Genomic DNA, 25,523 nt, shown 5'->3' with positions numbered 1-25,523 from the left:
GGCACGGACCACAGGCTTTGTGATCCGTGCCCTTCCCCGATCCACTCTACGTAACCGAAAACAACATGGCTAAAGCGTCCACAGACCGCAATACAATCGACCTGTTTGGTAAATCCCCTGGTCGACCAAGAACCAGCACCCTAAACCGTAAAGACCAACTAAAGCTAAATAAACGCGCCCAACGTCAAAAAGAAAAGAAACTGGGCTTAAAGCGTTTAGAGCTTGTCATTGAACAAGAGGCCATCGACACACTCGATCAACTGTGTGAATTGAACGGATTAAAACGTTCTGAATGGCTACTCCAGCAAATTCAGAGCGGTGCCAAACAACTTAAAAAAAGTCCGCTCAAAAAACCAACATAAACACCCCATAGAAAAGCCGCCATTCATATTAGAGTTTTGCTATACTGTCCTGCCCATTTTATTCAATTGGCAACGACGCAGCGTTATATGGCAAAACTCTATTTTTATTATTCCGCAATGAATGCAGGAAAATCTACCGTACTGCTTCAATCTGCCCATAACTATCAAGAAAGAGGCATGCAGGTTTTATTATTAACCGCCTCCATTGACGACAGATTTGAAACCGGCAAAATTGCCTCTCGTATTGGTATTTCCGCTCAAGCCAGTTTGTTTGATAATAAAACAAACATCACAGAACTGATTAAAACCGAAAGTGCCAAACAACGTCTTAGTTGCATTCTAATTGATGAAGCCCAGTTTTTAACCAAACAACAAGTTTATGCTTTGTCCGAAGTGGTCGATAAAATGGGCATTCCAGTTTTAGCCTTTGGCATTCGTACTGATTTTCAAGGCGAGTTATTCGAAGGCAGCCAAGCCTTACTGGCGTGGTCTGATAAACTGATAGAATTAAAAACCGTGTGTCATTGTGGTAGCAAAGCCACCATGGTAATACGAGTCAATGAGCAAGGAATTCCTGTGAAAGAAGGGGCTCAGGTAGAAATTGGCGGCAATGATCGTTACTTATCTGTGTGCCGAAAACACTTTAAAGAAGCTGTGAGAGATTAACTATGTGGTTTAAAAATGCCCAAATATTCCAATTAAGTGACACGGAGTCACTGGATACCAATGAGCTAATTAAAAAAATACCAGAATTTCCGTTACAAGAATGCGGTTCGCAGGAAGAGTTCTCTTTCGGCTGGTTACCACTGATTCGCAACAGTGAACAATGGAGCCTAGCCAGTGATCGCTGCTTACTGTTCCGCGCTGGCAAAGAAGAAAAAGTCTTGCCGTCGGCGGTGGTTCGTGAAGAACTGGAAGCCAAAGTCGCGGAAATCGAGTTAATCGAAGGCCGTAAAGTCGGTCGTAAAGAAAAAGCCGACATGAAAGACGAACTCGTCTTCACACTTCGTCCGAAGGCGTTTTCCAAACGCTCTGATATTTGGGCCTACATTGATCTTAAAGCCAAAATCATTGTTCTCAACAGCACCAATGCCAGCATGACAGAACTGCTTTTCAAACATCTGCAAACCACACTTGGCAGCTTCCCAATGACACCGCTACAAGCACAAGTGTCTCCGGCCAGTTTGATGACCGATTGGCTGACCAAAAACGAAGTACCGGCCAGCCTAGAAACCGGTGAAGAGTGTGAGATCCAAGACAGTTCTGAAGATAAAGCCAGTATTCGTTTCAAAGCCCTAGAGCCGCTTTCTGAGGACGTAACTCGTCACCTTGAACAAGGCATGTCAGTGAAGAATCTTGCCCTACGCTGGACAGACAAACTCAGCTTTGTGCTACACGACGACCTTACCCTTCGCAAAATCAAATTTGATGATGCTTTGAAAGAAGCCGCCTTCAACGATTCTCAAGGTGGTGGTTTGTCTGACATGGACGCTAACTTTTCTTTGATGTCGTTAACCATGAGAGAGTATTTCGAGTCCTTCAGTCAATGGTTCGAGATCAAGTAATCCCTGACCTCCCCAAGTTTTTCCACAGATATCGTGGATAAGCTTGGGGAGAACACTCGCCAAGCCAGATAAGATGGTATCGCACCTTAAATAGCACAATAACAACACAACGAATTGTGGCGTCAAAAACCTTTTCTTCGAACCCTAGAGTGGATAAATGTCAAAACTTCTGCAAGAACAAAAGATAGCCACAAAAGTGACTCTGGTTGGCGCTATTTGGGATGCCTTACTAGGCATAGCAAAAATCGTCGCTGGACACTTTTCCCAATCACAAGCGCTACTGGCAGACGGCATTCATTCCCTGTCCGATTTAGTCACCGACGTTTTCGTCTACTTTACCTCAGCGAACGCCCGTCGTGGGCCAGATGAAAATCACCCATACGGCCATCTAAGGTTTGAAACACTGACCACAGTACTGCTTGGCTTTGTCCTTATGTTGGTGGCAATTGGCATTGGTTTAGACGCCATCACCAACGATAGCCATAATGCGCAATTCACCTGGTACGGCTTGGCTGCTATCTTGTTGACCATTGTGGTCAAAGAAGCCATTTTCCATTACACCAAACACGCTGGTGAACAGATTCAAAGTAAAATGCTGGTGGCCAATGCTTGGCACAGTCGCAGTGATGCACTTTCCTCTGTCGCCGTATTAATTGGATTGGTAGGAATATATTTAGGCTTGCCTTGGGCTGATATGGCCGCGTCCATTTTTGTGGCCTTGTTAATTGGCAAAATGGCCATTGGCATGATCTGGGAAAACCTTGCCGAATTGGTTGATACCGCCCCGGACCCAAAACTGATGGCACAGATCAAAGAGACAGCAAATGGTTTAAAAAATGTCATGGCCCCTCATGATATGCGTGCCCGCTCTATGGCTGGCAAAATCTACCTAGACATGCACATTCACGTACCCAGCCACGCCACCGTCAGCGAAGGTCATTATCTTGGTGATCTAGTGGCTTACACCATCAAACAAGCTCACCCTCAAGTCACCGATGTCATGGTGCACATCGACACGGACGATAGCATTCAAACCGACAGCTTCCGCGAAGAAACTGGCAAACCACCCCAACTTAAGCTGCCAGCAAGACAACAAATCTTAGCGGATCTTGGGTATTTATTGAGAGAACACAAGACGTATCTGGACATCGACAATACCCGTTTGCATTACCTAAACAAACAGCTCGATATGGAAATCATTGCCCTAGCGGATAAACTCACTTCCGAGCAGCAAGCTGCGGTCAGTGAGCAAATTTTATTCATACTCGGCCACACCAGCTACATCCAACATGCCAGCATTCACTGGATTTATTCGTCCAAGAACGCCTAACTTACTCCTCGTGACGCGCCTCTTCATCTGAGCTTTCTAACGCTTGGTTAAGATGCGCTTCTGGCAATGCCTTGGTGGTTTTCGCTCCCATCACCTTTAATTTTTCCGCTCTGGCCAACAAATTCCCCCGACCAGTGCTTAACTTTTTCAATGCCGCATCGTGACTGCGATTGACCGCATCCAGTTTATTACCGATGTCATCCATATCCTGAACAAAGCCTGAGAACTTGTCGTACATGGCACCAGCTTGACGGGCAATCTCAATGGCATTTTGACTCTGCTTTTCATTGCGCCAAATGTTTTGTACCGTGCGTAGAGTCGCCAGCAAATTGGACGGCCCAACGATGATGATATTATGCTCAAACGCTTCACTAAATAGACCGTTATCCGCCTGCAATGCCAAACCAAACGCCGCTTCAATGGGGATGAACAAGAGCACAAAATCCAACGATGACACACCAGGTAAATCTTGGTACGACTTGGCACTCAGCTCTTTCATATGACGACGCACTGCGTCCAAATGCTGCTTCAAGGCCCGTTGACGGTCTTCCTCTGTCTCGGCTTCCATGTAAGCCAGATAACTGACCAAGACCATCTTAGAGTCCACCACAATTTGTTTATTGTCAGGTAGATGAATCACCACATCAGGCTGTAAACGACGCCCGTCTTCCGTCTGATAAGACGCCTGAAGCTGATATTCGCGGCCTTTCTCCAACCCAGAACGCTCCAAAATACGCTCTAAGATGACCTCCCCCCAGCCGCCTTGCAATTTATTCTGGCCTTTCAAAGCATGAGTCAGACTCACCGCATCATCACTGATTTTTTGGTTGAGTTGTTGCAGGTTTTTAATTTCTTTGGCGAGGGAAAAACGCTCGCGCGCTTCAGCTTCATAACTTTTTTCCACTCGTTCCTGAAATTTTTGAATCTGAGTGCCAAGTGGCGTCAACAAAGACCCCAATTGGCGCTCATTTTCTTTCGCCAATTTGACGCCTTGCTGGTTCATAATGTCTTGCGCCAACTGCTTAAATTCCACCTCGTTCTGCTTCTTCTGCTCCCGGTAAAAGGCCTCTTTTTCTTGCCATACTTGTTGCGCTGCCGCAAATTGTTGCTCTAAGGTAATGGACTCTTTTTCCAAATAATGCTGCTGATCCTTGGATTGCCCCAAAAGTCGTTGTAATTCTTCATTTTGTTGCTGAATTTTTGCTTGTGACTGCTGCCACTGACGGCGCATAGCCTGTACAATAAGCGCCGCAATAATGGACGCCAACAAGGTGCCTGTGAAAAAGCCTGAAAAAGCCCAAACGGATTGCCAAAGCCAATCTGTCATAAAACATAAACCCACTAATTAAAATAAAGACATTTGCACCATGTCATAGAGACAGCGAAGAGGCTAGACTATCATTCATTGATTGGTCTTACCTTAATACCGTTTTTTATAGCGAAAACAACAAACAAGCAAGTTTACATGGATTATTATCTCAGCCCAACACACAGACAACGCTTTGAATTGGAAATCAAAAACAGCCAATTCATCACCACTGTGTGTCGCACCCAAGGACGCGACGCCGCGAAGCAATTTATTGCCGAGATTCGTGACGAATTTCCCGATGCCAACCATCATTGCTGGGCATTTGTAGCGGGGTCACCAAATAATGTCCACCTGTGGGACCAAAGCGACGATGGTGAGCCCAAAGGCACCGCAGGAAAACCCATGTTGAATGTATTGCAACATTCTGACTTTGGCGAAACCACCCTAGTGGTGACACGCTATTTTGGTGGTGTCAAATTGGGGGCTGGGGGCTTGGTCAGAGCATACAGTCAAGCGGTTCAGGAAGCCCTGACCCAGACCGAACATGAAAATATCTACCCGCGTCGCCCTGTTCAGCTAAAAATCGCCTACCCTTTATTAGGCAAGGTAGAATACTGGCTAGAACAAAGCGACATCGAAGTCACCGACAAAACATACAGCGACAGCATTATTCTCGACCTTGCTGTCATTGAACGAACTTGGCCAGAGCAACAAGCCGCTCTTACGGACCTCTGCCAAGGTAGCTTAACTTTAATTGAACCGGACAACGCATAACCATGTACCAAACTGGACAAAGATGGAGTAGCCGCAACGAGCCTGATCTCGGCGTTGGCATGATAGTCGATAAACAATCCAAATCCTTTACTCTGCACTTCCCTGATGCCGAAACAGACCGTCAATACTCACACGACCAAACCAGTCTCGTGCGCCGCACACTGACGATTGGTGATCAACTTCATTTCCAAGATGACACTTTCACTGTGCTGGAAGTCGAAGAAATTGATAACCTGATCGAATATCGCATTAGCGATCAAGATGACTGGTTAGAAGAGTCCATTATTCAATTTCCACGTAATGATAAAAACGAAATTGATTCCCTACTGGCGCTGTCACCCGCGCGCCGCATGTGGTTTGATTTACGTCGCCATACCTTGGAACATCAAGCCGCAAACGCAGCGTCCCCGGTACGAGGGTTGATGGGCTTGAAAGCCGAACTCCTGCCGCACCAAATTTACCTTGCTCACGACATTGCGAATCGCCCCAAAGCGCGTGCTTTGCTGTGTGACGAAGTGGGCATGGGGAAAACCTTAGAAGCCGGTTTGATCCTTCATCAACGCCTATTAAACGGTTTGTGCAAGCGCGCCTTAATTTTGACCCCAACCAATTTACAGCACCAATGGTTAGTGGAAATGCTGCGTCGCTTCCACCAACCATTCTCCTTGATCAATGAGTCTGTGTACGAAGACTTCATGGAAGGCGATGACAACCCGTTTGAGCAACAGCCATTTGTCATTGCACCGATTGATTGGGCAAGCCAGCACCCGAAAGCCGCACAACATATGTTGGATGCTGAATGGGACATGGTCATTGTCGATGAAGCTCATCACCTTGCTTGGCACCCAGAAACACCGAGCATTGGCTATCAAGTGGTAGCACGTTTGGCCGCCAGTTCTGAGTCCTTATTGTTGCTCAGTGCAACGCCAGAACAAACCGGCGAGCGAGAACACTTCTCTCGCTTGCAGCTATTGGACCCAGATCATTACCACAACTTTGAGCGCTACCAAGCACAACAGCAAGAATTCAAACAAGCAGCGGAATTGGCAGAGGTCATCTTACCCTTCACCCAAGCCGACCACGGTTTAGAAGCACTTAATTGGTCAAGCGAATTTGCCAGCTACCTGTCTGAAGTGAAAAACAAAGACTGGTTCATCCAACTTGAGAAAAGCCAAGGCGAACAACAAATTGAAGCCGCTCAAGAAGCCATTAGCTGGTTGATCGACCGCCATGGCACAGGCCGTGAAATGTTCCGTAATACTCGTGCGGCCGTCGGTGGATTCCCAGATCGCTATCTGCACGCTTACCCACTGGACAACAACGAGCTGTTTGCCTCGGCGACGCACCATGTGCGACCTGAACATGACGTGGCCCATGGTGTATGGGAAAAAGACCCGCGCTGGATTTGGCTAAAAGAATTCCTTGAATGCCAAGCCGACAAAGTGCTCGTCATTTGTCATACCGCTGACATGGCGCAGTGGTTGAATGATCAACTGACCTTTGCCGGTTTCCAAAGTGCCGATTTCCACGAACAAATGCCACTGATCCACCGTGACCGTGCGGCCGCTTACTTTGCCGATGAAGACGGGGCTCAAATCCTCGTCTGTTCTGAAATTGGCAGTGAAGGCCGTAACTTCCAGTTTAGCCATCATCTGGTCATGTACGACTTGCCAGAACACCCAGACTTACTGGAACAGCGCATTGGTCGCTTGGATCGTTTGGGACAGCTTAACGATGTGCAAATCCACGTCCCTTATCTCAAAGACAGCGTACAAGAGCGTCTGTACAACTGGTATCACCGTGCGCTGAACGCCTTCTGCCGCACCACAGGTTCAGGCGATAAAGTGGAAGACGCCTTCCGCGAAAGTCTGCACGCTTATTTGCACGGACAAGATGATGACCTTGACCTGCTAAAAGAAGCCAACGTTTACCATGAAGCCCTGCTCAAGCAAATGGAAGAAGGCCGTAACCGTCTTCTGGAAATGAGTTCTTGCCGACCAGACCAAGCTCGCCAATTGATTGATCAAATCAATCATCAGGCAACCAAAGGTCTGCACCACTACATTGAGCAAGTAACCCACGCCTTCAACATCTACACAGATTGCATCAATGATGACCCAGAACGTGCAGCTTGGTTCCTCCGCCCTTCTTCCGACATGATGCTAGAAGCCCTACCTGGCATCGAAGAAGAAGGTAAAATGCTGATGCTGGATCGTCGCCAAGCTAGCCAACGTGAAGATGTCGCCTTTGCCACTTGGGAACACCCTCTGATCACCATGCTAATGGACGAAGTACAAGGCTTCGACTCAGGCAAACTGACGTCTGCTATCTTGCCCATTGCGGCTTTACCAGAAGGCACGGTATTGGTGGAAAGTATGTTTGTCATTGAGGCCACCGCGCACCCTCGCCTAAAATTGGCACAATCCTTACCCATGACCCCTATGTGGCAACTGTCCGATTCCAACGGTAAATTCCTTCATCAGCAATTTACCGCAGACAAATGGGCCGAAAAACTCAAAGGCGTGCCAAACCGTGTGGCGGAGCAATGGGTTGCTGCGTTGCGCAAAAACTTGATTGAAGTATTGCAGACGCACCAGCTCAACGCCCAAGACCAAGCTCGTCCGATCGTTCATTCGGCAAAAGCCGCGTATCAACATCGTTGCGAGAACGAGATTGATCGTCTGCGTGAACTCAAGGCCTACAACAGCTTGATTCGCGATGAAGACATTGCCGCGCTGGAAAACAACATGCAAGAAGGTTTGGTCCGTATTGATGAGCACCAGATTCGCCTCGACGCGATCCGCATCATATTGACCACCAAACCGGAATAAACTCAGTGATCGAAACCCCATCCCTGTTGGAGATACTGTATGAGGACGACTGGTTTGCGGTGATCAACAAACCAGCCAACTGTTTATCTGTGCCCGGTCGCGGGCCAGATAAACAAGACTCTGTCTTATACCGTGCCGAACAACATTTTGGCGAAGCCTTTGCCATTCACCGGCTGGATGAAGCCACTTCAGGCTTGATTCTGGTTGCCAAAACCCACGAATGCCAAAAACGCATGTACGCGCATTTTCGTGAACGGGAAGTGACCAAGGAATATCGCGCTTTGGTCAGAGGACGACTAATAGGCGAACGTGGTGTTGTGCGCAAACCGCTGCGCTGTGATTGGCCGAATCGCCCGAGGCAAATCGTCTGTACCGACGAATGGAGTAAAGACTCCATCACGCTATGGGAACCGATTTGTTATGAAGGCAACACCACACGAGTTCGCTTAACCCCTCACACAGGTCGCTCACACCAACTGCGGGTTCATATGCAAAGCTTAGGACACAGCATCATAGGTGATGAATTCTACGATCCTGAGTATTCAACAGCGGATGCTAGGCTGTTGTTGCATGCCTATCGGTTGGAGTTTCAACATCCTTTTACAGGGGCTTGGGTGGCGTTTGTGGCGGCCATGCCGTTTTAGGGAATTCCCTAGCCCTTTTGAAGGGAGTTTCCCTTATACCCTTTTTTGGTTTTGCTTTACCCGAGAGGATTTTTTTATCCTCTGAATGGCTTTGGTTGGGGAGCTTTTTTCCGCTTTTAAATTCTGGGAAAGGCTAGGCGGGTAACTTCTTTTTTTGAATTCAAAAGTAGCGCCACAAAAGTAACCAAAAAGTCGCTTTTGTCATATTCCCGATATTACTCTTTGTCGCGCATTCCATTACTGCATTAAAAAGCGCGTCGAGGGTTTCCTCATGAAGCTCATTATCTCTTTTTACGTTTAAAAGCGGTAAGTTTGAATACAACTTTTATTTACAGTATAAGTTGTGTTTTGATTTTTATAGAGAAAAGCAGGTCTCTTTTTCCATCCCTTTTCCAAAGGGAAAGTTAGGATGGGGTTAGTCAGGCAGCCTCAACGAATCTAAGAATTAACAGTTTTTTATGGAAAAGCCTAAAACACTGATCTATTATGAAATTCACTTAAGGGATGTACTGATAAATTGACAAGGATTTTTCCTACCTGATTTGGTCTCACATCCTAATTATTATTAACCGCATTTCGGTTTTTGCTTGTTCAAAGAATGATGAAAAGATAGGTAAGACTGTGACTTGGAAATTCTGGGACTAACATCGTTTCGTTGAAAACGCCAAAATGATTAGAACCAAGTCAGCGACTGTTATTCGTAGTAAATGCATCAGGGATAGAGGTAAATAATACCTTACAAAAAATCCGAATAGATGGCTGCAAAACTGTTCTTGTTAGATCTTGATTTTGCTTGCAAAAATCGGGGTGTCCATAGATGTTATACCTATTCAACACCTGCCTTAATCGGAGATGAATTATGGAATCGGAAATTGAGAATATATTTGTAGAAAGCTTTTCTGATCATGACGAAAAATTGGATGTTTTAAGAAAACGCTGGGAAGAGCTTGGTTTGTCAAAAGGAGTGGAGACTTTTGCGCAGTCTATTTCAGGAACTATGAATATGTCCGTGGGAGTGTTTAGATATCAAGCAGACAACTTTTCTGGTGATATTGTTTTTTTTGATAAGAATTTTATTGCATCTGGATCGTGCAGGTGGAGAAATCTAAGCCGTGGCTGGGAAAATATACAAACGTGGTCTATGGAATATGATTCCTTAGATGATTCTATTACCCTAAATATAGGGCCAGGCAATGCGAAAATTGCCTCAGTGTCAAGAAGTACCTCAGATGCAAACTTAAGATTCGATATTTCTCAGAAGAAAGTGATTTTTGTTGTTAGACAGAAAATCTCATTTCCAAGAGATTTAAAACTGCATGTTGGTTCTAACATGGTTATTCAAGGGTAAATCCCAGAAAAGTATAACAATTCAATCCAGCCGAACGCTAAAGCGTCGGCTGATTGAGGCGTTATGTGCCTGTCTAATTTAGGAGTTCCAATGCCATTACCAAACACAATTTTTGTAGCAATAGGAGTTATTACTGCAGCGTCTTTAACAGGTGTTTTTTCATTTATTACCCTTATCAATCAAAAAGAAGGGAAAGTTTCTGAATTTCGTCAAAACTGGATAGATGCACTTCGAAAAGATATTGCAAAATTAACTTCTTGTCTTGATAGAATTTCCACTTCATGGCAATTAATTAAATTACGAGAGGATAAAAAGGAAGTTCCTTTTGACGGTTTAGTTTGGATGGATGATTTAAATGAATTAGTAAAAGATGATGTTTCAAATTTTAGTGAGTGTCATAACCGCATTCTTTTAAGTTTAAATCCGGAAGATGATAAAGAGTTAATTAGCAAACTTAAAATAGCTAAATTGTCATTATCTAACAGTGAAGTCTTGTTTGAAAAGGCTGAAATTGATACTCAAATTGAAAATATAGTTTATTTAACTCAACAACTATTGAAAACAGAGTGGGAAGTTGTGAAATCGGGGGAAAAAGCGTATATAAACACCAAAAGAGCAACGACATTTATTGTTGCTACATTATTACTTACTTTACCTGTTACATATTTCTACTTTCTAAATTAGAATAATTGGGGTCAGAGTCTGAGGGATCCCCACGAATTTCACGTCAAAATACTCGATGCTTCACGCGGTGTTTTTGTGCATTGTGTGAGCCCTTCTCTCCATTGTTTCTCTGTGATTTTTAAGCCTACTTATATGGCTCGTTTTCCTAAATATGCGAACGATAAAGTGCGCCTATGTCGAATACTATTACTCTGAAATCGATGTTATAGACCTGCTTGCTGAACCACTTTTCAAATAAATGGGGTCAGAAAAGAATAAATGGGGTCAAAGTAAAATTAAATCAAAAAATTCTGTTATTCAACAGTAATTATTTTTTAGCAGGATAAAGGACTCTGACTCCTTTGATTAATCTGGCGTCATCAACTCCTCAAGTAATAAAATACCAATAACGATACTATACGAACACCCACTCACTGAATGGACGTATAATGTCGTTCACAAAACAGCATCTCTATTGGAAAAAGGATCCTCACATGAATGGAAAAATTGGGCCGCACGAAGGAGTCGAGTTTATCCTTTTTGATAGAGGGGAAAAGCACGTTATCTATTTTAATTGGGACTGTTGGCCAGAAGATTATTTTGCTGCCGCGAAGTTAGTCGGAGCTAAAACCATGCGTTTTACAGAGCCAGATGGTGAGAAAGAATCTTATATTTTCTATCGAGATGGCTATGAAGAAAAAGCCGAAGAACTCAAAAGTATCATCCTTTCAAAGCATACGGTCGATGATAGCGACTTTGAAGAAAAGGAGTATCGGATCGGCGAAATCCTTGATTATAAAAAGGAAGATGTTGCGCTGTTTATCAGTAATTTCAAGGTAAACCATTAATACAGACGAAAGGAGTCAGAACACTTTCATTGTTTAACCCCCTCTAACTCCCCCCTTTACTAGGGGGAGAAATATATTATCCCCTCTCCTTTTCATAAAAGATTGACCCGCTAAATGTAGGCCAGATCAGCTTGGTACCATCAGACATATTGTGTAGAGAGTCACCAAAAAGCTGCATATCTATATAGTTTATTTTTCCCCCTACCAAAACAATGCTCGTTTTGTGCTATGTAATAGCAAAGAAATGCGCGGTTTGTACTGGCAAGAAATGAAGAAGCGTTTTAGTATCAATGAGTAAGGATATCCACGTGCGCTCTTTTTTAGGGATGACACGCTGTGCTTACCTAAAAGCAAGATGAAATAACGCGTATGCTCGTTTGTAACCCTCGTTTTTTCGTGGAGTGTTGAATCATTATTTTATTTCAATGGGTTACAACGTTTCAAAAAATAACCCCAATGCGTAAATGAGCGTGCGCATTATTAAAATGTTAAATTTCAAGGAAGCATCATGCAAGAATCGCGGAAACTAGAGGACTATCTGATAGAAAAGCCTAAGCCAAAAGGTATAGATGTCCTTTGTGGTTTGAAGCATTTTTCAATCATTACATACGCAGTACCGTCTGATAGGTTTCAAGGTATATTTCCCGAAAGGTTTCAATTAGACACAGTTGAAATCAACGGCCAAGAGATGGGGCTTATATCTGTAGTTCCATTCATTGATGTTGATTTTACTTCAGCAGTCTTCCCGTTTCCGAAATTTACAATGGGCCAAACAAACTATCGAATATACATTATCGACACTGAAACTGGGGAACGTTGTGTATGGTTTCTTGGTACTACTTTAGATTCTTGGACGCTAGCGGTGCCAAGATACCTTTGGAATCTTCCATGGCATGCTGGAAAAGTTAGCTTTGACTGCACTCTTAATGAAGTTAATGGCTTGTACGAAATGTACCATATGGAAACTGAGTCAGACTGGGCTGCAGCTTCAGTTGATTTGATTCAATCGGAATCTGACTTGTTAACATTTCCGGGGTTCCCCGATGTTGAGTCTGCCTTGGTCTATCTAACGCATCCGCTAGCTGGATTTTATTATCGTAGAGATAAAAAGTTGGGTACATATCGTGTGTGGCACAAAGAGCTTGAGGTTAAGCCCGCCAAGCTAAAATCAGCTAATTTCAAACTTTTATCTGACCTTGATATTGTTAAAGAAGAAGAGCAAAGCAATCCCTATAGTGTATTAATCGAGCCAATAAATGAATTTACCATATACTTACCTCCTACCATTGTTGGGTAAAAATTTAACAAGGGGCGCTCAAGCAAGGACGTAGCAAAGTTGCGCCGCTTAGCTTGGCGTTATGTGTCTCAAGGAATACAATGCGAATTTTAGCCTTACTATCTCTATTGTTTGCTTTTAGTGCAAATGCTCAAAATGGCACGGCCGAAGGCGTCATGAAAATGATGGGAGCTTTAGACCAGCGAGCGTCCCAAGCCCAGAATGAAGGAAACTATGTTCGTGCTGAAGAAAGCAGAAGACAACTTATTTCTCTTATGGAGAAAACTAACTTTCAGCCATCAGAAATAGCAAGGCAATTGAGCAATCTGGCTTCTGTACTGAATCTAATAGACAAACCAGAAGAAGCCGAAATCATATTGGAGAGAGCTCTTGGCCTATTGGATTCAGACCCTGCAAGCGATAAAGTGCAACTAGCTGTTTTAAACGGTAATCTCGGCGAAGCTCTATTAAAACAGGGCAAGCATGATTCTGCCAGGGCGCGGTATGAAGATGAATTAGATACTCTTCGTGAACTATCAATGGAGAGCACTCATTTTTCAGCATCAGCTCACATCGGCATTGGGACTATAGAGGCAGAGCTTGGAAAATTTGATAAAGCATTAATACACTACGAATTCGCGATACCAATTTTTCGTAGTATAAGTGATGACTCGCACCCAGTTACCAGAAGGGTGCTCAGAGAATACGAAGAAATCCAAAGAAAGGCTAATGGGCAATAGTCACCAACAAATAACAATACGCTCCAAGTCGACCGCTTACAGCGGCGCTTGAGTTAAGCGTTAGCAGTAAAAGGATGTGCATGTTCAAATTCTCCACATTATTCTTCGTATTCTTTTTTTTAGGCTGCTCTTCTGAGCCAAAAGAAGACCTGACAAATGTATTTGGAATTCATATTGGAAAAGCGGTACCAGATGTATATTTAAAAACACGTACTGAGGAATATCCAACTCGAATTATTTCTTTAGACGTAAAAGAAAATGATGAACTAAACGTGTTCAACTCTTTTATTATTCAAATAATTGAATCTAACAAAGCTGTATATTCAATTATTGCTGAAAAGAAATACGTAAGCGCCAATGACTGTAATGCAGCATTTCAGGACTTATACCTACTGTTAAATGAAAAGTATGAGCACTTAAAACAAACGAGAGAGCTTAATGTTGATGGTAAAGTAATATCGGCTGACGACGGTTATAAGTCATCAAATGGGAAATACCATTTGCGATTTGGTTGTTCTATCGATGATGAGGGTGCTAATAATTTAAATCTTACTCTCTGGGATGTAGAATTAAAAATCGAAGTCGATAACCTTTGGAGTAAATTTACTGCTAACAAGTAACTAAAGCGGGAAAAATAAAGCTTGGTTTTTTTCGCTTCGCTCAAAATTATAGGCAAGCTAATCATTTACCCCTTAGTTGGGCGTTAGAGCTTATAAAGGAATATCGTGGCAAACTTAATAACCGTTGAATCTTTCAGTGATCCTTTAGAAGCACATCTTGCAAAAGGCCGTTTGGAAGCTGAAGGTATACAAGCATTTATTGCCAATGAACATCATATCTGGGCAAATTGGATGATTTCTCACGCTTTAGGTGGTGTTAGAGTTCAAGTTAACAGTAAAAACATTGATGCTGCGAAACGAGTCATGGAGCGATATATTAATGGAGCCTATGAAAAGGAGCTTAACCAAGAGTTTAACGATTTGAATGTTAAACTTTGCCCAAGCTGTCATTCTGAAGCATACACGAACTCACCAACTAGACTCTCTAAATTCCTGCTTATTATTTCCTTCGGTTTACTTGGTATTATCTCTAAACTTAAGAAGGTAAATCACAAATGTAATGAATGTGGGTTCTCATGGAAAAACTAAGCTCTAACAAGAAAATTAAATTCGTTCGCTCCGCTCTCTGAGATTAAAGGGCTCAGCCTCCTTTAATTTTTAGTTATCGAAACGCGCATACTTGCTATTAAAAATAGCTATTAATTACTTAAAGGAATACAAAAAATGCAGGAAAACAAAGAAGAATTAAAGAAAATCCAAAGTAAAATCATCAAATTAATGCTCCTTGACTTTCCTGGGGTTATTCTAGTGGGAATAGGTTTGTATGGTATTTTAAAGAAACATAATAATTTCTTTTTGGAACAATTCGGCAATCACAATCTTGCGTATGTATCATTAGGACTAGGTATATTCATAATGGCATTAGTTATTCCAAAATTAATTCCATTACTAAAAAGGCAATCTGAAATTGTTAACGGTAGCGCCACATAACAAAAAATTCAAACCGGACGCAAACACTTTGGCACCGTTCGTACCTCACGGATTATCGCCAAAGCTCTATGCGCTGTTTAATTTAAAAGTAATGCTTCTGAAGAGAAGCATTAAACTCATTGTAATTTCGCTAATGATTTTTACCCTTTCGTCGTGTGTGGTATTACACGAGGAATATTTCTTTCCACAAGCAATTGGCGGTAAAGTTGAAAAACAATGGTGCCGTGGTCATGTCGGCGTTGATAATCAATTAATTTTCTCCTTCGAAGACGTTGAAGTGAATATGGATGTTTGGGAGTACAAGAATATAACTAGGCTAGGAATATCGTTTAAGCTTCATTCAAAATCCGAAGTGGTCTGGCCGAAGCAGTCCCTTTTCGTAACAGTTAATCAGTCTCAAAACGTTATTGAAGTCACAAGTTTCGATAGATTGATACGGCAAGGTGATGACATTACAACTGAAACATACTTTGTCGGCACAGCCATGACAAAGAAAAACAATCCAGCCAATGAAACCTTCTATGAGTCTTTCATTGTCAGCAAAAGTAGTGTCGAAACGATAGAGGTGTCTGCATTTACTTTAATTATCAATGGCAAAAAAGAGCAAATACCTCTGTCGGTATTTTCGAAAAAAAGTGGCTTATTTCTACATCCGCTAAATTGCTGAGGAAGCCTAACAGGGCCATTAAAAGCAGGCACGCAACAGATGGCTCGGCTCATCTCTGACTTATTAATAGATATCACCAGAGTAAAAATAAATGCCAAATAATTAACATACTTTCATTTTACTCTAGCTCCATCACCATTATTTTTAAAAAATTGAAATTATTTAAATTTCGTATAAAATGTTACACCCAAACCTATAGGAATATAATTTAATGAGAAAAATTTTTTTAGCTTTTTTTGCATATTTAGCTTCAACGAGTTTAATGGCAGAATCAAAGTTTCAGGCAGGTATTGGTTACTCTATGTTCGAAAGTACTGATTCATACTCTTCGGGAGATTATAAAGACTCTATTGATGCTCCCTTATTAGCCGTCAGATATGCATTTTCTAAACGATTTGCTATAGAAGGTGAATACCGTTTTAGCAGAGAAGATAGCTGCACTAAACCTGATGGTTCAGCTTGTAATTTTGGTGAACAAAGTATTGATGTAAGTGGAATAGATCTAAATCTTTTACTCGGAAATCATCTTACAGATGAAGATTCGATTTATTTTTACTCAGGCGTTGGTTACTTCTTTGATCGCTGGTCATATAGTGGTAATGGAATCGATGACACTATAAGCGGTTTACAAATTCCATTTGGTATTGGGTATAACTTCAAAGAATTATCTATAGAGGGAAAGTATATATATCGCCCCTATTCCAACTATCGTGACTCTTCTTTTGACATTAACCTTTCCACAACTGATACATATTATGGAAATGACCTTTTCATCAATATGTTTTCTCTAAAAATAATGTACGCTTTATAATTTAACGTCATTTCATTTAACTATTAATTCTAATTTATTTCCAAATAAATTAGACTAAAATAAATAACAAGGTATGAGCAAGATCAGCTGCCATTTAAAATGCTAGAGGATAAATGAACTAACTTTAATTTGACTTCTTTATATTGGCTCTAGAGCCAGATGGTGAAAGTGTCGAGTTTCGTCGTATTGTTGTTGCAAAGAAGGAACGAGGAATTGGTCAACGAGCTATTGCTGAAATGGAAAACTTTTGTCGTAATGAGCTAGGTCGGCTTCGTATTTGGTTGGATGTATTCAAAAAAATATCAATTTGACCTCGTTTCGCATCGCTCAGAAAATTACATTAACATTAGGAACCACTCGTTATTAAATTATGAGTATGAATCAATATCTGTATAAAATTGTTCCTACCAGACCGGAAATGCTGATTTCTGGTCCTACGGATAATGAAAGCGTGTTGTTGGAGCAGCATTACAAATACCTGCATGAGCTAACTGTGCAGGGTATTGTAAGAATCGCTGGTAGAACACTTGTGGAAGACGAATCCACATTCGGTATCGTAGTCTTTAACGCTGTGTCTGAGGATGAAGCGCGTCATTTAATGAATGCAGATCCAGCGGTTAAACAAGGTGTAATGCACGCAGAGTTATACCCATTCCGCATTGCTTTAGACGCTAGTCGCCTCGATGAAGACTCAGACACCTAACAAGAATACGACATCGACACTTGGGTGTGCCTTTCCTTTGCTATCGCCCTATTCAACTACCTTTATCGACGACATTTATCATAAAACAGCGTCACTGTATGTGATTCTTTCTAGGTGTGAAAGTGCTTCCTAGTCCATTTTTTCGAACCTTGTTTTAAGTAATAAATCACTCTCTGCCAACCTTCATCTTTGCTGTTGTCTTTCGTTTCTGTTGCCTTAAGTGCGTTGTCTTAGTGCGTTCCCGACGTGGCGCTTCACAAAACGTTATACTTTGATAGCATAAAGACACGTTTAAGTGATACGTAAAGTGCGAAAATTGGGGTTTATTATCGACATTTTATAGAGGTTCCCCACTTGCTCAAAAACATGAGAATTACCCATAAGCTCCCTTTAATCATGATTGTCTTTGCGCTTGTTTCCGCGCTAACGACAGGTGTTGTGGCGTATTATCATGCTGTCGAAGCAATAGAGGATCAGGCTGAACATAAAATGTACGCCTTGCTAGAGTCGAGAGAATCCGCTCTTGATCATTACTTCGACACCATTCAACGAGACATTGTTTATCATTCTCATAGCCACCTTGTGAAACGTGCTTTACGAGACTTCGACACTGCTTGGGATGCGCTACCAGACAAGAAAACCGCTTATCTACAAACACAATATGTCACGCTTAACCCGTTTCCTTTGGGACATAAAGCCGATTTGCTACGAGCTGAAGACGATTCACGGTATTCAATGGTACACGAAGAATACCATGTAGACTTTACAGCCTTTATTGCCGCTGGGGCGTTTTACGATGTGTTTCTCATAAATAAACATGGGGATGTGATTTATACGGCAAAAAAAGAAAATGACTTTGCCACGAACCTTATGGATGGACCTTGGTCTGCAACCGGGTTGGCGGATGTCTTTAATAAAGCGATAAACGACCCTTCGCAATCCTCTTTACACTTTTCCGATTTCTCTGCCCATACGCCCAGTCAAAATACGCCAGCCAGTTTTATTGCAACGGCCGTAACAGATGACGATGGCCAGCTACTTGGCGCCTTTGTCGTTCAGTTGTCTATTGAAAAACTTGATAAGGTTATGCATGTGGAAGCCGGAATGGGCAATACCGGTGAAACTTACCTCGTCGGCACAGACCACTTGATGAGAAGTAATTCGCGCTTTTTCGAAGGGCAAAGCATTTTACAAATTGAAGTAAACACCGCTCCCGTAAATAAAGCATTGAATGGTGAAGAAGGTGTCATCCTTGCCTTGGACTATCGTAATGAACTGGCTTTTTCAGCCTATAAGCCTTTTGATGTCATGGGACACAGATGGGTTATTTTAGCCGAAATAGACGAATATGAAGTCTTAGCGCCGGTACTCGAGCTAAATAAGTTGTTGTTATTGGCGGGGGGGATTATCGCCCTGTCCATTGCGCTAGTTGGCTACTTGCTGTCTTCTGACCTGTCCTCCCCCATCATGTCCATGACAGAAACCATGAAAAAGCTGGCTAAGAATGACTTATCCGTCAACATTTCAGTTAACAAGCGGAAAGATGAAGTGGGCTCTATGGCCTTGGCGCTCATTGAATTTAAAAACTTTGCCGTAGAACGAGAAGCCTTAAGGGAGCGGCTCAGCCACATGACACAGCACGATACGCTAACAGGGCTGCCTAATAGAGACCATATCATGTCTTATATTAGTGATACGTTAAAAGAAGATGCCCAACGAGGGCTTACCGTGATGTTTGCTGACCTAGATGGGTTTAAAAAGGTCAACGATGATTTAGGACATCAGGCTGGTGATGATCTATTGAAGCAAGTCAGTGAACGACTGAAACACAGTGTTCGAAAAGGCGACCTAGTCGGGCGAATAGGCGGGGATGAGTTCGTGATTATTTTGCCTGATGTGGTCGATGAAATGGAAGCAAGAAACATTGCGCAGAACATTCTTGAAAACATCAAGCAACCGTATCAGATCGAAGGAAATACGGCTTTTGTCGGTATCAGCATTGGTGGCGCTTCTTACCCCAATCACACGGATGACATTGATGAGCTACTAAAGATCGCCGACGCTGCCATGTATCACTCTAAACGCACAGGTAAACATCGATTTGTGTATCACGTCAGTTGATGCATCTGCGAATGAGGTTGACTTGAAGTTAAAGAAAGCAATCACCTCTGGAAGATTGTTTTCGGAATGGGCACTTAAGCTTTTCCATGATAAGTCTTGTAACACTCAGCAATGACCTTGGGAACGTTAACCCATCAATCTAGCCAAATGCTGATTGAGACATTATGTAACACGGAGTTGAGTTAGAATTTCATTAATTAGGCTGTTACGATTGTTCTGTGCCTTCCTAATAATGGTTTTACTTGCCTCCGTATTTTCATCGTATTTGGCACTCCACAAGATCATTTCAAGAAGCATCGGAAGAAGATCTTCACCTTTTGAGGTTAGCCTGTAAATAACCTTTGTGCGTTTATTCCTATCTTGAGATCTGGATATAAGCCCATTTGACTCTAGTTTAACTAGCCTATCTGCAAGTATATTTGTTGATATCCCCTCACCGGAATCAGAGAACTCCCCATAATACTTTTTTCCTTTAAAAACCATGTCCCTGATGATAAGAAGACTCCATTTATCCCCCAAGATATCTAGGGCATAAGTAATTGGGCAATGAGATCTAGATGTCGTATTTTTTTTCATTTCTCTAGTTTATTTTACAAACAAAACACTTGCAAATTAAAAGTATTCTTACTAATGTTAACTTGCAAATCACAAGTGTTTGAATTAATGGGATGCTCAGAATGCCAATAACCATTCACATAACTAGCCTTTACGCCGCTTTCTTCGGACTACTTTTGTTACCTATAACGATAAGAGTTGGGCTGAGAAGAATAGCAACCAACATTTGGTTTCTTGATGGTGGTGATGACAACTTATTGAGGAGAATTCGCTCACATGCAAATTTCCTCGAATATGTTCCCTTCGCCATTGTTTTAATGGCGTTAGCGGAACTTAATGCTGCCCCCAATGCCTTTATGCATACGATGGGATTATTGCTTATTTCCTCTCGCCTGATGCACTACATTACCATTAATACCAAACCTCTTGCCCCAACCAGGGCACTCTCTATGCTGGGTACCTTTGGTGTGTTTTTAATGGCTTCCTGCTGGCTTCTTTATGCTCAGATGCCATCAATTTTTCAATCATATTAAACATTACAGAAGGAGAAAATATGTCTGAACTAGAGATAACCTCAATCGCAGCCTCAATTCTTGCCATTCTAATGTTTCCTCTTACAGTACAGATATCAATGAGACGTGCAGCCTTGGGAAAAGCTGTCGGTGATATGAAAGCTGTGGTATTTGGTGATGGTAATGATGAAAAGCTTCGTCGTCGGATTCGTGCGTTTGGCAACTTCATTGAATATGCGCCAATGTGTTTGATAATGCTTGGACTACTTGAAAATGCCAGTGCAGGAAAAACCTTGGTTTGGTCCGTAGCCTGTTTATTGATTGCAGGGCGCATGATTCATGCTTTGGGAATGCTATATGCTGACAATCCCACACCTAGGGGCATAGGAATGTTCATGACCTATATTTCTTTTCTGATGCCAGCCGGGTGGTTATTACTCAATCTATGACGCTATGCCTTGATTTTTAAAGCATTTATGCCATCAACAGAACGCCAGGGAGTTAGCGGATGTTATTTACTGTGGTCGGGGCGCTTGGAATTATTCCCCGTACAAGGGAGCTAATCGAAAAAGTAACACTTGATCACCGCTTCGTGATTATACCCAACCAACAAGGTTACGCTTCTGAGCTTCTCTATGATCTCACTCTATTTTCTCGATTTAAGAAGCAAGTTTTCACCACCCAAACCGCTAGAATGATGACGCCCACAATATTGATGAAGATGAAGAAACTTTTGAGTTGGGTAAACAGACTGGACGCTGAAACAAGCGTTTCTGACAGGTCTGGATAGTCTATCAGCATGCATAGGATGGCGATGTTCTCTGCGTAGTCTGTGAGACACACAAGAAACGGCAATAAAGCAATGGTCCACCAGAAACGATTGATTAGCTGGCCTTTTTCCATTAACCAACGACTCAAGGCAAAGTAGCAAATGCCAAATGAGATGGGATAAAAAGCGTCTAAAACAAGCTGATATTTCAAGTAGAGATCGCGCCCTTCTACACCGAGCCTGTTCAGTAGAAACACCGCTTCTTGATAAGTGTAACCAGTTGACCGCAAATCAAATAAGGGCAACAGGTCTGAGTGTGCCATTACTTTAGGCATGCTGTATCCCAACATGACAGCACAAAGGGTATTGCTGATCAGCAGAAGCCACAGCACGCATTTTCCTGAAACCAACCAATGTATTTGTTTTATCATAGACAACGTCTTCTTTTTATTTTATTCAAATCTAGCATTTTATCCAAAAAACCTTATAACTCGCTTACCCTGCTTTTTGCATTCTCACTATTCTAGCCAGTGCTTGCTTAATTCTAGCCAGTGCTTGCTTTGCCACCTTGACTCACAAAGCGATTCAACTCTGCAACAGACTTGATGACATACACCTGTTTATCGGCCGCGAATGTGTTCAGCTTTGCATTAAAGTCTTGATTCCAAAATGTCGGACAGAGTTTTAAGGTTTTATAACTTTGCCAACTGCCCTTGATGACAGAACTTCCCTCTGGCCAGCCTTCGGGTTTGACAAACACACCTTTGAGCAAACGCTTGGTGACAAACCAGTAGCTGGTTGAATAGGCAAGATCCACGTAGATCAAGGTGTCTGCTGCGTCTAAACGCTGATAGAAGGCACTGATCGGGCCAAAACCATCTATGATCCAAGTCGCGGATGACACTATCTCGTCATGAGCTTGATCAAACACCTCTCGTGCTACTCGCTCTCCATTTGCTTGGTAAACCAAGCTGTCCAATGGATACAAGGGCAAACCGGTCGCTTTCGCCAGCGCTTTGCTTAATGTGGATTTACCACTACCGGGTTTGCCGAATATGGCGACTTTTTTCATATTGCCTCCTTAGTAAAATACTTTTTTTAAAAGTGCTTTCTTTGAGGCAGACATAAAAAACCCACCTCAAAGGTGGGTTTCTGAACCATAACGCACATCAAACCCCACCATTCCTAAGGAATGATGATAATTCGAGCGACTTGATGTGATGGACGTGTTTTCATGTATTTCATCTTGCGTTATTTCCTACAGAAAAGTCAAACATGGACCGTCAATTTGTTCATCACGCTCCAAACACCTACTTTGATAATCAAAGCGAAGGCTTTCTAAATCCTTTTATCTTAGGATGCGCGTGCCAAACCTGTTGCGCAGCTTGGTGCAGTAAACTGTGACGCCAAGCCACTTTGTCTTCTTCTCGATCGTATCCGCCGCCAATAACACAAGCCGTTGGAATGCCTTGGTCAAGGCAGGTTTTGATGACGTATGTGTCTCTTGCCAACACCCCTTGATCACTGAGTTTTACATACCCTAGGCGATCCTCTTGATGCACGTCTACACCAGCATCGTAGAAGATAAAATCAGCTCGATGCTCTGCAAGTAAGGTAGGCAAGGTGTCCTTGAGAATTTCGAGATAGGTCTCGTCAGTAGCACCTTTAGGGATGGCGATGTTAATGCCAGCGGTTTGCTTAACGTTGGGGTAGTTTTCTTCGCAATGCCAAGAAACCGGCACTATGTTGGGGTGATCAGGAAAGAAGGCAATGGTGCCATCCCCTTGGTGAACATCACAGTCTAAAATTAAGACCTTTTTGGCTTGCTTTGTGTTCACCAGATTAAGCGCGGCCACAGCAAGGTCATTAAAGATGCAAAATCCCGCACCATGGGCAGGGTGAGCATGATGCGTACCGCCCGCCAGATGACAGGCCAAACCATGTTGCAAGGCTAATTGACTGGTCAATATGGTGCCTGAAACGGCTCTAAGCGTCCGTTCCACCAGCCATTCTGACCAAGGCAAGCCAATGTCTTTTTCTTCTTTTGCCGTCAGCTCACCGCGAATGAATCTGTGTACATACTGTTTATCATGAGCGGCCATAAGCACAGCCAATGACAAGGGCTCAGGCTGGTATTCGTTTTCTGAGGTTAAAATCCCCTGCTCCCGCAACGTATCGGCTAATAAGCGAAACTTGTGCATGGGGAATCGGTGTCCTGCAGGAAATGGAATACTGTAATGTGGGTGAAACACCAAAGGCAGCAAAGCGGGGGTCATAAGCGGCTAGCAATAGAATCCTAACAATAGAATCACAACAGGGTAAAAAAACTCATCATAACAAGGATCCCTTCAGGATGCAGGGTAGCGACACGCTTTATTTGCGTTTCGCTACCAGCACTTTACGAATGGCCGCATTAAAGGATTCAAGAAGATGCTGAGGGAAACCTTTACCACTTTCGAAATTCACCGATTGCACGGCACGCATGGCACTTTTGTTGTATTCGCTGCCGGATTTGCCCCACACACTATCAATAAACATCACCGCCATAGACAAAATGAACGCACCTTGTGGAATTAAGGGACCAACTAAGCCTTCAGGGTAACCTGTGCCATCGAATCGTTCTTTATGGGCTTTCACTATGTCGACCGCGTCTTCCCAACCGTCATGCTTAGATAACAGCTTAGCTCCAACCATGGGGTGATTCTTCGTGGCTTCCTTTTTCGCCTCTTCGTCGTCTTTGCAGTTTAATATCACCGCCATGCCCATGTTATGCATGTAAGCGGCCGCACTCAGTTGGCAAGGGTCAACTGGCTCTCTTAACTCAGCATTGATTAACTGACAAAGTTTCAGAATGCGCTCACTGCGTTCAGAAGAATAGCCCAATAGTCGGTTGAGTTTGTGACTAAAGCCAGCAAACAGATCAATGTCCACTTGCTGTTGTTCAGTGAATTCTACCGTGATAATCAAGGAAGAAGTGTCATCCTTCTTTTCCTCTTCCATCACTTGATTTGAACACTGTCTTAATAACTTGGCCGCCAATTCCGGACGCTCTGCATCTTCTTCTTGAGCATAGATATTATCCAGACCCTGTTGCAGCAGGTCACGTAATGCACTCTCAGCCACATGAGACTGATAAATGTCTTTTAACAGAGCATGCACTTTGTCGATGACGACATTGATCAGATCACCAAAATGTTGATGATATTGAATGTAACCGCCGCGCATGCCATCGACGATTTCTTCTAACTTGTGCAAAACACCCACCAGTGGATCCAAAAAACACACTGAGCAGTTGCCCTTCATACTGTGCAATGATCGAAATAATTCATCTAATTTATCAAAGGAGAATCCATCACTTTCGATACTATTAATGATCTCTTCAATTTCTTGCTGCGCTTCTACATAGCACTCTAGCAAGTCATCTTTAAGTTCTTTTTCTAAGGAAGAAAATTCTTTACAGGCAAAATGGCTCATCTTTCCCATCCATTATCATTAGCCAAAAGCGTTGCGGCTAATCATGGTATTGGCTAATTTAATAGCGTCAGGCTTTTATTGTAGTTAGAATCTCTGTAAGGATGAACAAAGAGAATGTTTCATTATGCAAACGAAACGAGGTAACGATGCCAAATTACTGGCTAATGAAGTCTGAACCAGACGCTTTTTCCATTGATGATCTCGCTAAGATGCAAGTCTCACCTTGGGATGGCGTGCGCAATTACCAAGCTAGAAATTTCATGAAGTCGATGCAACTTGGCGACCAAATTTTCTTCTACCATTCAAGTTGCAAACCAGCCGGCATTGTTGGGGTCGCCGAAGTCGTCAAGGAAGCGTATCCGGATTACACCAGTTGGGGCCCGAAAAGCCGCTACTTTGATGTTAAGTCAACCCCTGCTCAACCTAGATGGTTTATGGTCGACGTGGCGTTTGTGACAAAATTTCCACGGCTCATTACCTTAGCAGAACTCAAAGCAGACACCGCCTTAAACGAAATGCCACTGACTCAAAAAGGCAGTCGCTTGTCGATTATGCCAATTCGCGGAGAGGACTGGGACTACATTCATCAGCATTTAACATGACTGATAAGGGATTCAATATGTCGATAAAGCAAGTATCTTTATATTCACCAACATTCATTTTCGATCTAT

General features: G+C 42.7%; 28 protein-coding genes. 22 read left to right on the top strand and 6 right to left on the bottom strand.

What is annotated here, in order from left to right:
* Positions 1–65 precede the first annotated feature (65 nt).
* The 4 genes from ybfE to MAR181_RS05975 all read left to right on the top strand — a co-directional run bounded on the left by ybfE (position 66) and on the right by MAR181_RS05975 (position 3,257).
* On the top strand, positions 66–362 hold the full coding sequence (gene ybfE, locus MAR181_RS05990; protein WP_041651199.1) for a LexA regulated protein: 297 nt from the start codon (positions 66–68) through the stop codon (positions 360–362).
* An 87-nt stretch (positions 363–449) separates the two neighbouring features.
* Positions 450–1,028 (top strand): thymidine kinase, encoded by a 579-nt coding sequence (locus MAR181_RS05985; protein WP_013795705.1) that lies wholly within the window; start codon positions 450–452, stop codon positions 1,026–1,028.
* Positions 1,029–1,030: 2 nt separating this feature from the next.
* The gene (locus tag MAR181_RS05980; protein ID WP_013795704.1) at positions 1,031–1,927 is read left to right on the top strand and encodes a recombination-associated protein RdgC; all 897 of its coding nucleotides are present in this window, start codon (positions 1,031–1,033) and stop codon (positions 1,925–1,927) included.
* A 157-nt stretch (positions 1,928–2,084) separates the two neighbouring features.
* Positions 2,085–3,257, top strand: coding sequence for a cation diffusion facilitator family transporter (locus MAR181_RS05975; protein WP_013795703.1), 1,173 nt, complete (start codon positions 2,085–2,087; stop codon positions 3,255–3,257).
* A 1-nt stretch (position 3,258) separates the two neighbouring features.
* Here MAR181_RS05975 and MAR181_RS05970 read toward each other — a convergent pair whose 3' ends face one another.
* Positions 3,259–4,584 (bottom strand): DNA recombination protein RmuC, encoded by a 1,326-nt coding sequence (locus MAR181_RS05970; RefSeq protein WP_013795702.1) that lies wholly within the window; start codon positions 4,582–4,584, stop codon positions 3,259–3,261.
* Between the two features lie 138 nt (positions 4,585–4,722).
* On the opposite strand from MAR181_RS05970, the gene MAR181_RS05965 reads away from it, so the two are divergent.
* The 15 genes from MAR181_RS05965 to MAR181_RS05890 all read left to right on the top strand — a co-directional run bounded on the left by MAR181_RS05965 (position 4,723) and on the right by MAR181_RS05890 (position 19,542).
* A complete protein-coding gene (locus MAR181_RS05965; protein ID WP_013795701.1) occupies positions 4,723–5,340 on the top strand; it encodes a YigZ family protein in 618 nt (205 codons plus the stop codon).
* Positions 5,341–5,342: 2 nt separating this feature from the next.
* Positions 5,343–8,171: an RNA polymerase-associated protein RapA gene (gene rapA, locus MAR181_RS05960; RefSeq protein ID WP_013795700.1), complete on the top strand. Its 2,829-nt coding sequence runs from the start codon at positions 5,343–5,345 to the stop codon at positions 8,169–8,171.
* Between the two features lie 5 nt (positions 8,172–8,176).
* The gene (locus MAR181_RS05955) at positions 8,177–8,815 is read left to right on the top strand and encodes an RluA family pseudouridine synthase (RefSeq protein ID WP_013795699.1); all 639 of its coding nucleotides are present in this window, start codon (positions 8,177–8,179) and stop codon (positions 8,813–8,815) included.
* An 859-nt stretch (positions 8,816–9,674) separates the two neighbouring features.
* Complete coding sequence (locus tag MAR181_RS05950; protein ID WP_013795698.1) at positions 9,675–10,163, top strand: hypothetical protein; 489 nt, start codon at positions 9,675–9,677, stop codon at positions 10,161–10,163.
* A gap of 90 nt (positions 10,164–10,253) precedes the next feature.
* On the top strand, positions 10,254–10,847 hold the full coding sequence (locus MAR181_RS05945; RefSeq protein ID WP_013795697.1) for a hypothetical protein: 594 nt from the start codon (positions 10,254–10,256) through the stop codon (positions 10,845–10,847).
* A 473-nt stretch (positions 10,848–11,320) separates the two neighbouring features.
* Entirely contained in the window at positions 11,321–11,674 is a 354-nt protein-coding gene (locus tag MAR181_RS05940) for a hypothetical protein (RefSeq protein ID WP_013795696.1), read from the top strand.
* 508 nt (positions 11,675–12,182) lie between these two features.
* Complete coding sequence (locus MAR181_RS05935) at positions 12,183–12,971, top strand: DUF2071 domain-containing protein (protein ID WP_013795695.1); 789 nt, start codon at positions 12,183–12,185, stop codon at positions 12,969–12,971.
* Between the two features lie 80 nt (positions 12,972–13,051).
* A complete protein-coding gene (locus MAR181_RS05930) occupies positions 13,052–13,690 on the top strand; it encodes a tetratricopeptide repeat protein (RefSeq protein ID WP_013795694.1) in 639 nt (212 codons plus the stop codon).
* A gap of 80 nt (positions 13,691–13,770) precedes the next feature.
* Positions 13,771–14,310, top strand: a complete 540-nt coding sequence (locus tag MAR181_RS05925) for a hypothetical protein (RefSeq protein ID WP_013795693.1) — start codon at positions 13,771–13,773, stop codon at positions 14,308–14,310.
* A 105-nt stretch (positions 14,311–14,415) separates the two neighbouring features.
* Positions 14,416–14,838 carry a putative signal transducing protein gene (locus MAR181_RS05920; RefSeq protein ID WP_013795692.1) on the top strand — a complete coding sequence of 141 codons (423 nt, stop codon included), beginning with the start codon at positions 14,416–14,418 and terminating at the stop codon, positions 14,836–14,838.
* A gap of 135 nt (positions 14,839–14,973) precedes the next feature.
* Positions 14,974–15,240 (top strand): hypothetical protein, encoded by a 267-nt coding sequence (locus tag MAR181_RS05915; protein ID WP_013795691.1) that lies wholly within the window; start codon positions 14,974–14,976, stop codon positions 15,238–15,240.
* Positions 15,218–15,907 (top strand): hypothetical protein, encoded by a 690-nt coding sequence (locus MAR181_RS05910; RefSeq protein ID WP_013795690.1) that lies wholly within the window; start codon positions 15,218–15,220, stop codon positions 15,905–15,907. The genes MAR181_RS05915 and MAR181_RS05910 overlap by 23 nt, the downstream gene beginning before the upstream one ends.
* Positions 15,908–16,118: 211 nt before the next feature.
* Positions 16,119–16,718 carry an outer membrane beta-barrel protein gene (locus tag MAR181_RS05905; protein ID WP_013795689.1) on the top strand — a complete coding sequence of 200 codons (600 nt, stop codon included), beginning with the start codon at positions 16,119–16,121 and terminating at the stop codon, positions 16,716–16,718.
* 376 nt (positions 16,719–17,094) lie between these two features.
* Entirely contained in the window at positions 17,095–17,421 is a 327-nt protein-coding gene (locus MAR181_RS05895; protein WP_144011290.1) for a YciI family protein, read from the top strand.
* A 354-nt stretch (positions 17,422–17,775) separates the two neighbouring features.
* Positions 17,776–19,542, top strand: coding sequence for a diguanylate cyclase domain-containing protein (locus tag MAR181_RS05890; RefSeq protein WP_013795687.1), 1,767 nt, complete (start codon positions 17,776–17,778; stop codon positions 19,540–19,542).
* Between the two features lie 162 nt (positions 19,543–19,704).
* Here the strand turns inward: MAR181_RS05890 and MAR181_RS18740 are convergent, their stop codons facing one another.
* Positions 19,705–20,118: a winged helix-turn-helix transcriptional regulator gene (locus MAR181_RS18740; RefSeq protein ID WP_013795686.1), complete on the bottom strand. Its 414-nt coding sequence runs from the start codon at positions 20,116–20,118 to the stop codon at positions 19,705–19,707.
* Positions 20,119–20,219: 101 nt separating this feature from the next.
* On the opposite strand from MAR181_RS18740, the gene MAR181_RS05880 reads away from it, so the two are divergent.
* Positions 20,220–20,630: an MAPEG family protein gene (locus MAR181_RS05880; RefSeq protein WP_013795685.1), complete on the top strand. Its 411-nt coding sequence runs from the start codon at positions 20,220–20,222 to the stop codon at positions 20,628–20,630.
* Between the two features lie 20 nt (positions 20,631–20,650).
* Positions 20,651–21,058, top strand: coding sequence for an MAPEG family protein (locus MAR181_RS05875; protein ID WP_013795684.1), 408 nt, complete (start codon positions 20,651–20,653; stop codon positions 21,056–21,058).
* Positions 21,059–21,242: 184 nt separating this feature from the next.
* On the opposite strand, the gene MAR181_RS05870 is transcribed toward MAR181_RS05875, so the two are convergent.
* The 4 genes from MAR181_RS05870 to MAR181_RS05855 form a co-directional block, all read right to left on the bottom strand.
* A complete protein-coding gene (locus MAR181_RS05870) occupies positions 21,243–21,809 on the bottom strand; it encodes a hypothetical protein (RefSeq protein ID WP_144011217.1) in 567 nt (188 codons plus the stop codon).
* Positions 21,810–21,922: 113 nt separating this feature from the next.
* Positions 21,923–22,450 carry a shikimate kinase gene (locus MAR181_RS05865; RefSeq protein WP_013795682.1) on the bottom strand — a complete coding sequence of 176 codons (528 nt, stop codon included), beginning with the start codon at positions 22,448–22,450 and terminating at the stop codon, positions 21,923–21,925.
* Positions 22,451–22,700: 250 nt separating this feature from the next.
* On the bottom strand, positions 22,701–23,579 hold the full coding sequence (locus tag MAR181_RS05860; protein WP_245546215.1) for a histone deacetylase family protein: 879 nt from the start codon (positions 23,577–23,579) through the stop codon (positions 22,701–22,703).
* Between the two features lie 172 nt (positions 23,580–23,751).
* Entirely contained in the window at positions 23,752–24,852 is a 1,101-nt protein-coding gene (locus MAR181_RS05855; protein ID WP_013795680.1) for an HD domain-containing phosphohydrolase, read from the bottom strand.
* Positions 24,853–24,998: 146 nt separating this feature from the next.
* Between MAR181_RS05855 and MAR181_RS05850 the strand changes: the two genes are divergently transcribed.
* Positions 24,999–25,454, top strand: coding sequence for an EVE domain-containing protein (locus tag MAR181_RS05850; protein WP_013795679.1), 456 nt, complete (start codon positions 24,999–25,001; stop codon positions 25,452–25,454).
* Positions 25,455–25,523 lie beyond the last annotated feature (69 nt).

This window comes from Marinomonas posidonica IVIA-Po-181, assembly GCF_000214215.1.
In the GTDB taxonomy this organism is placed as follows: domain Bacteria; phylum Pseudomonadota; class Gammaproteobacteria; order Pseudomonadales; family Marinomonadaceae; genus Marinomonas; species Marinomonas posidonica.
This window is presented reverse-complemented; position numbering and strand designations above follow the sequence as displayed.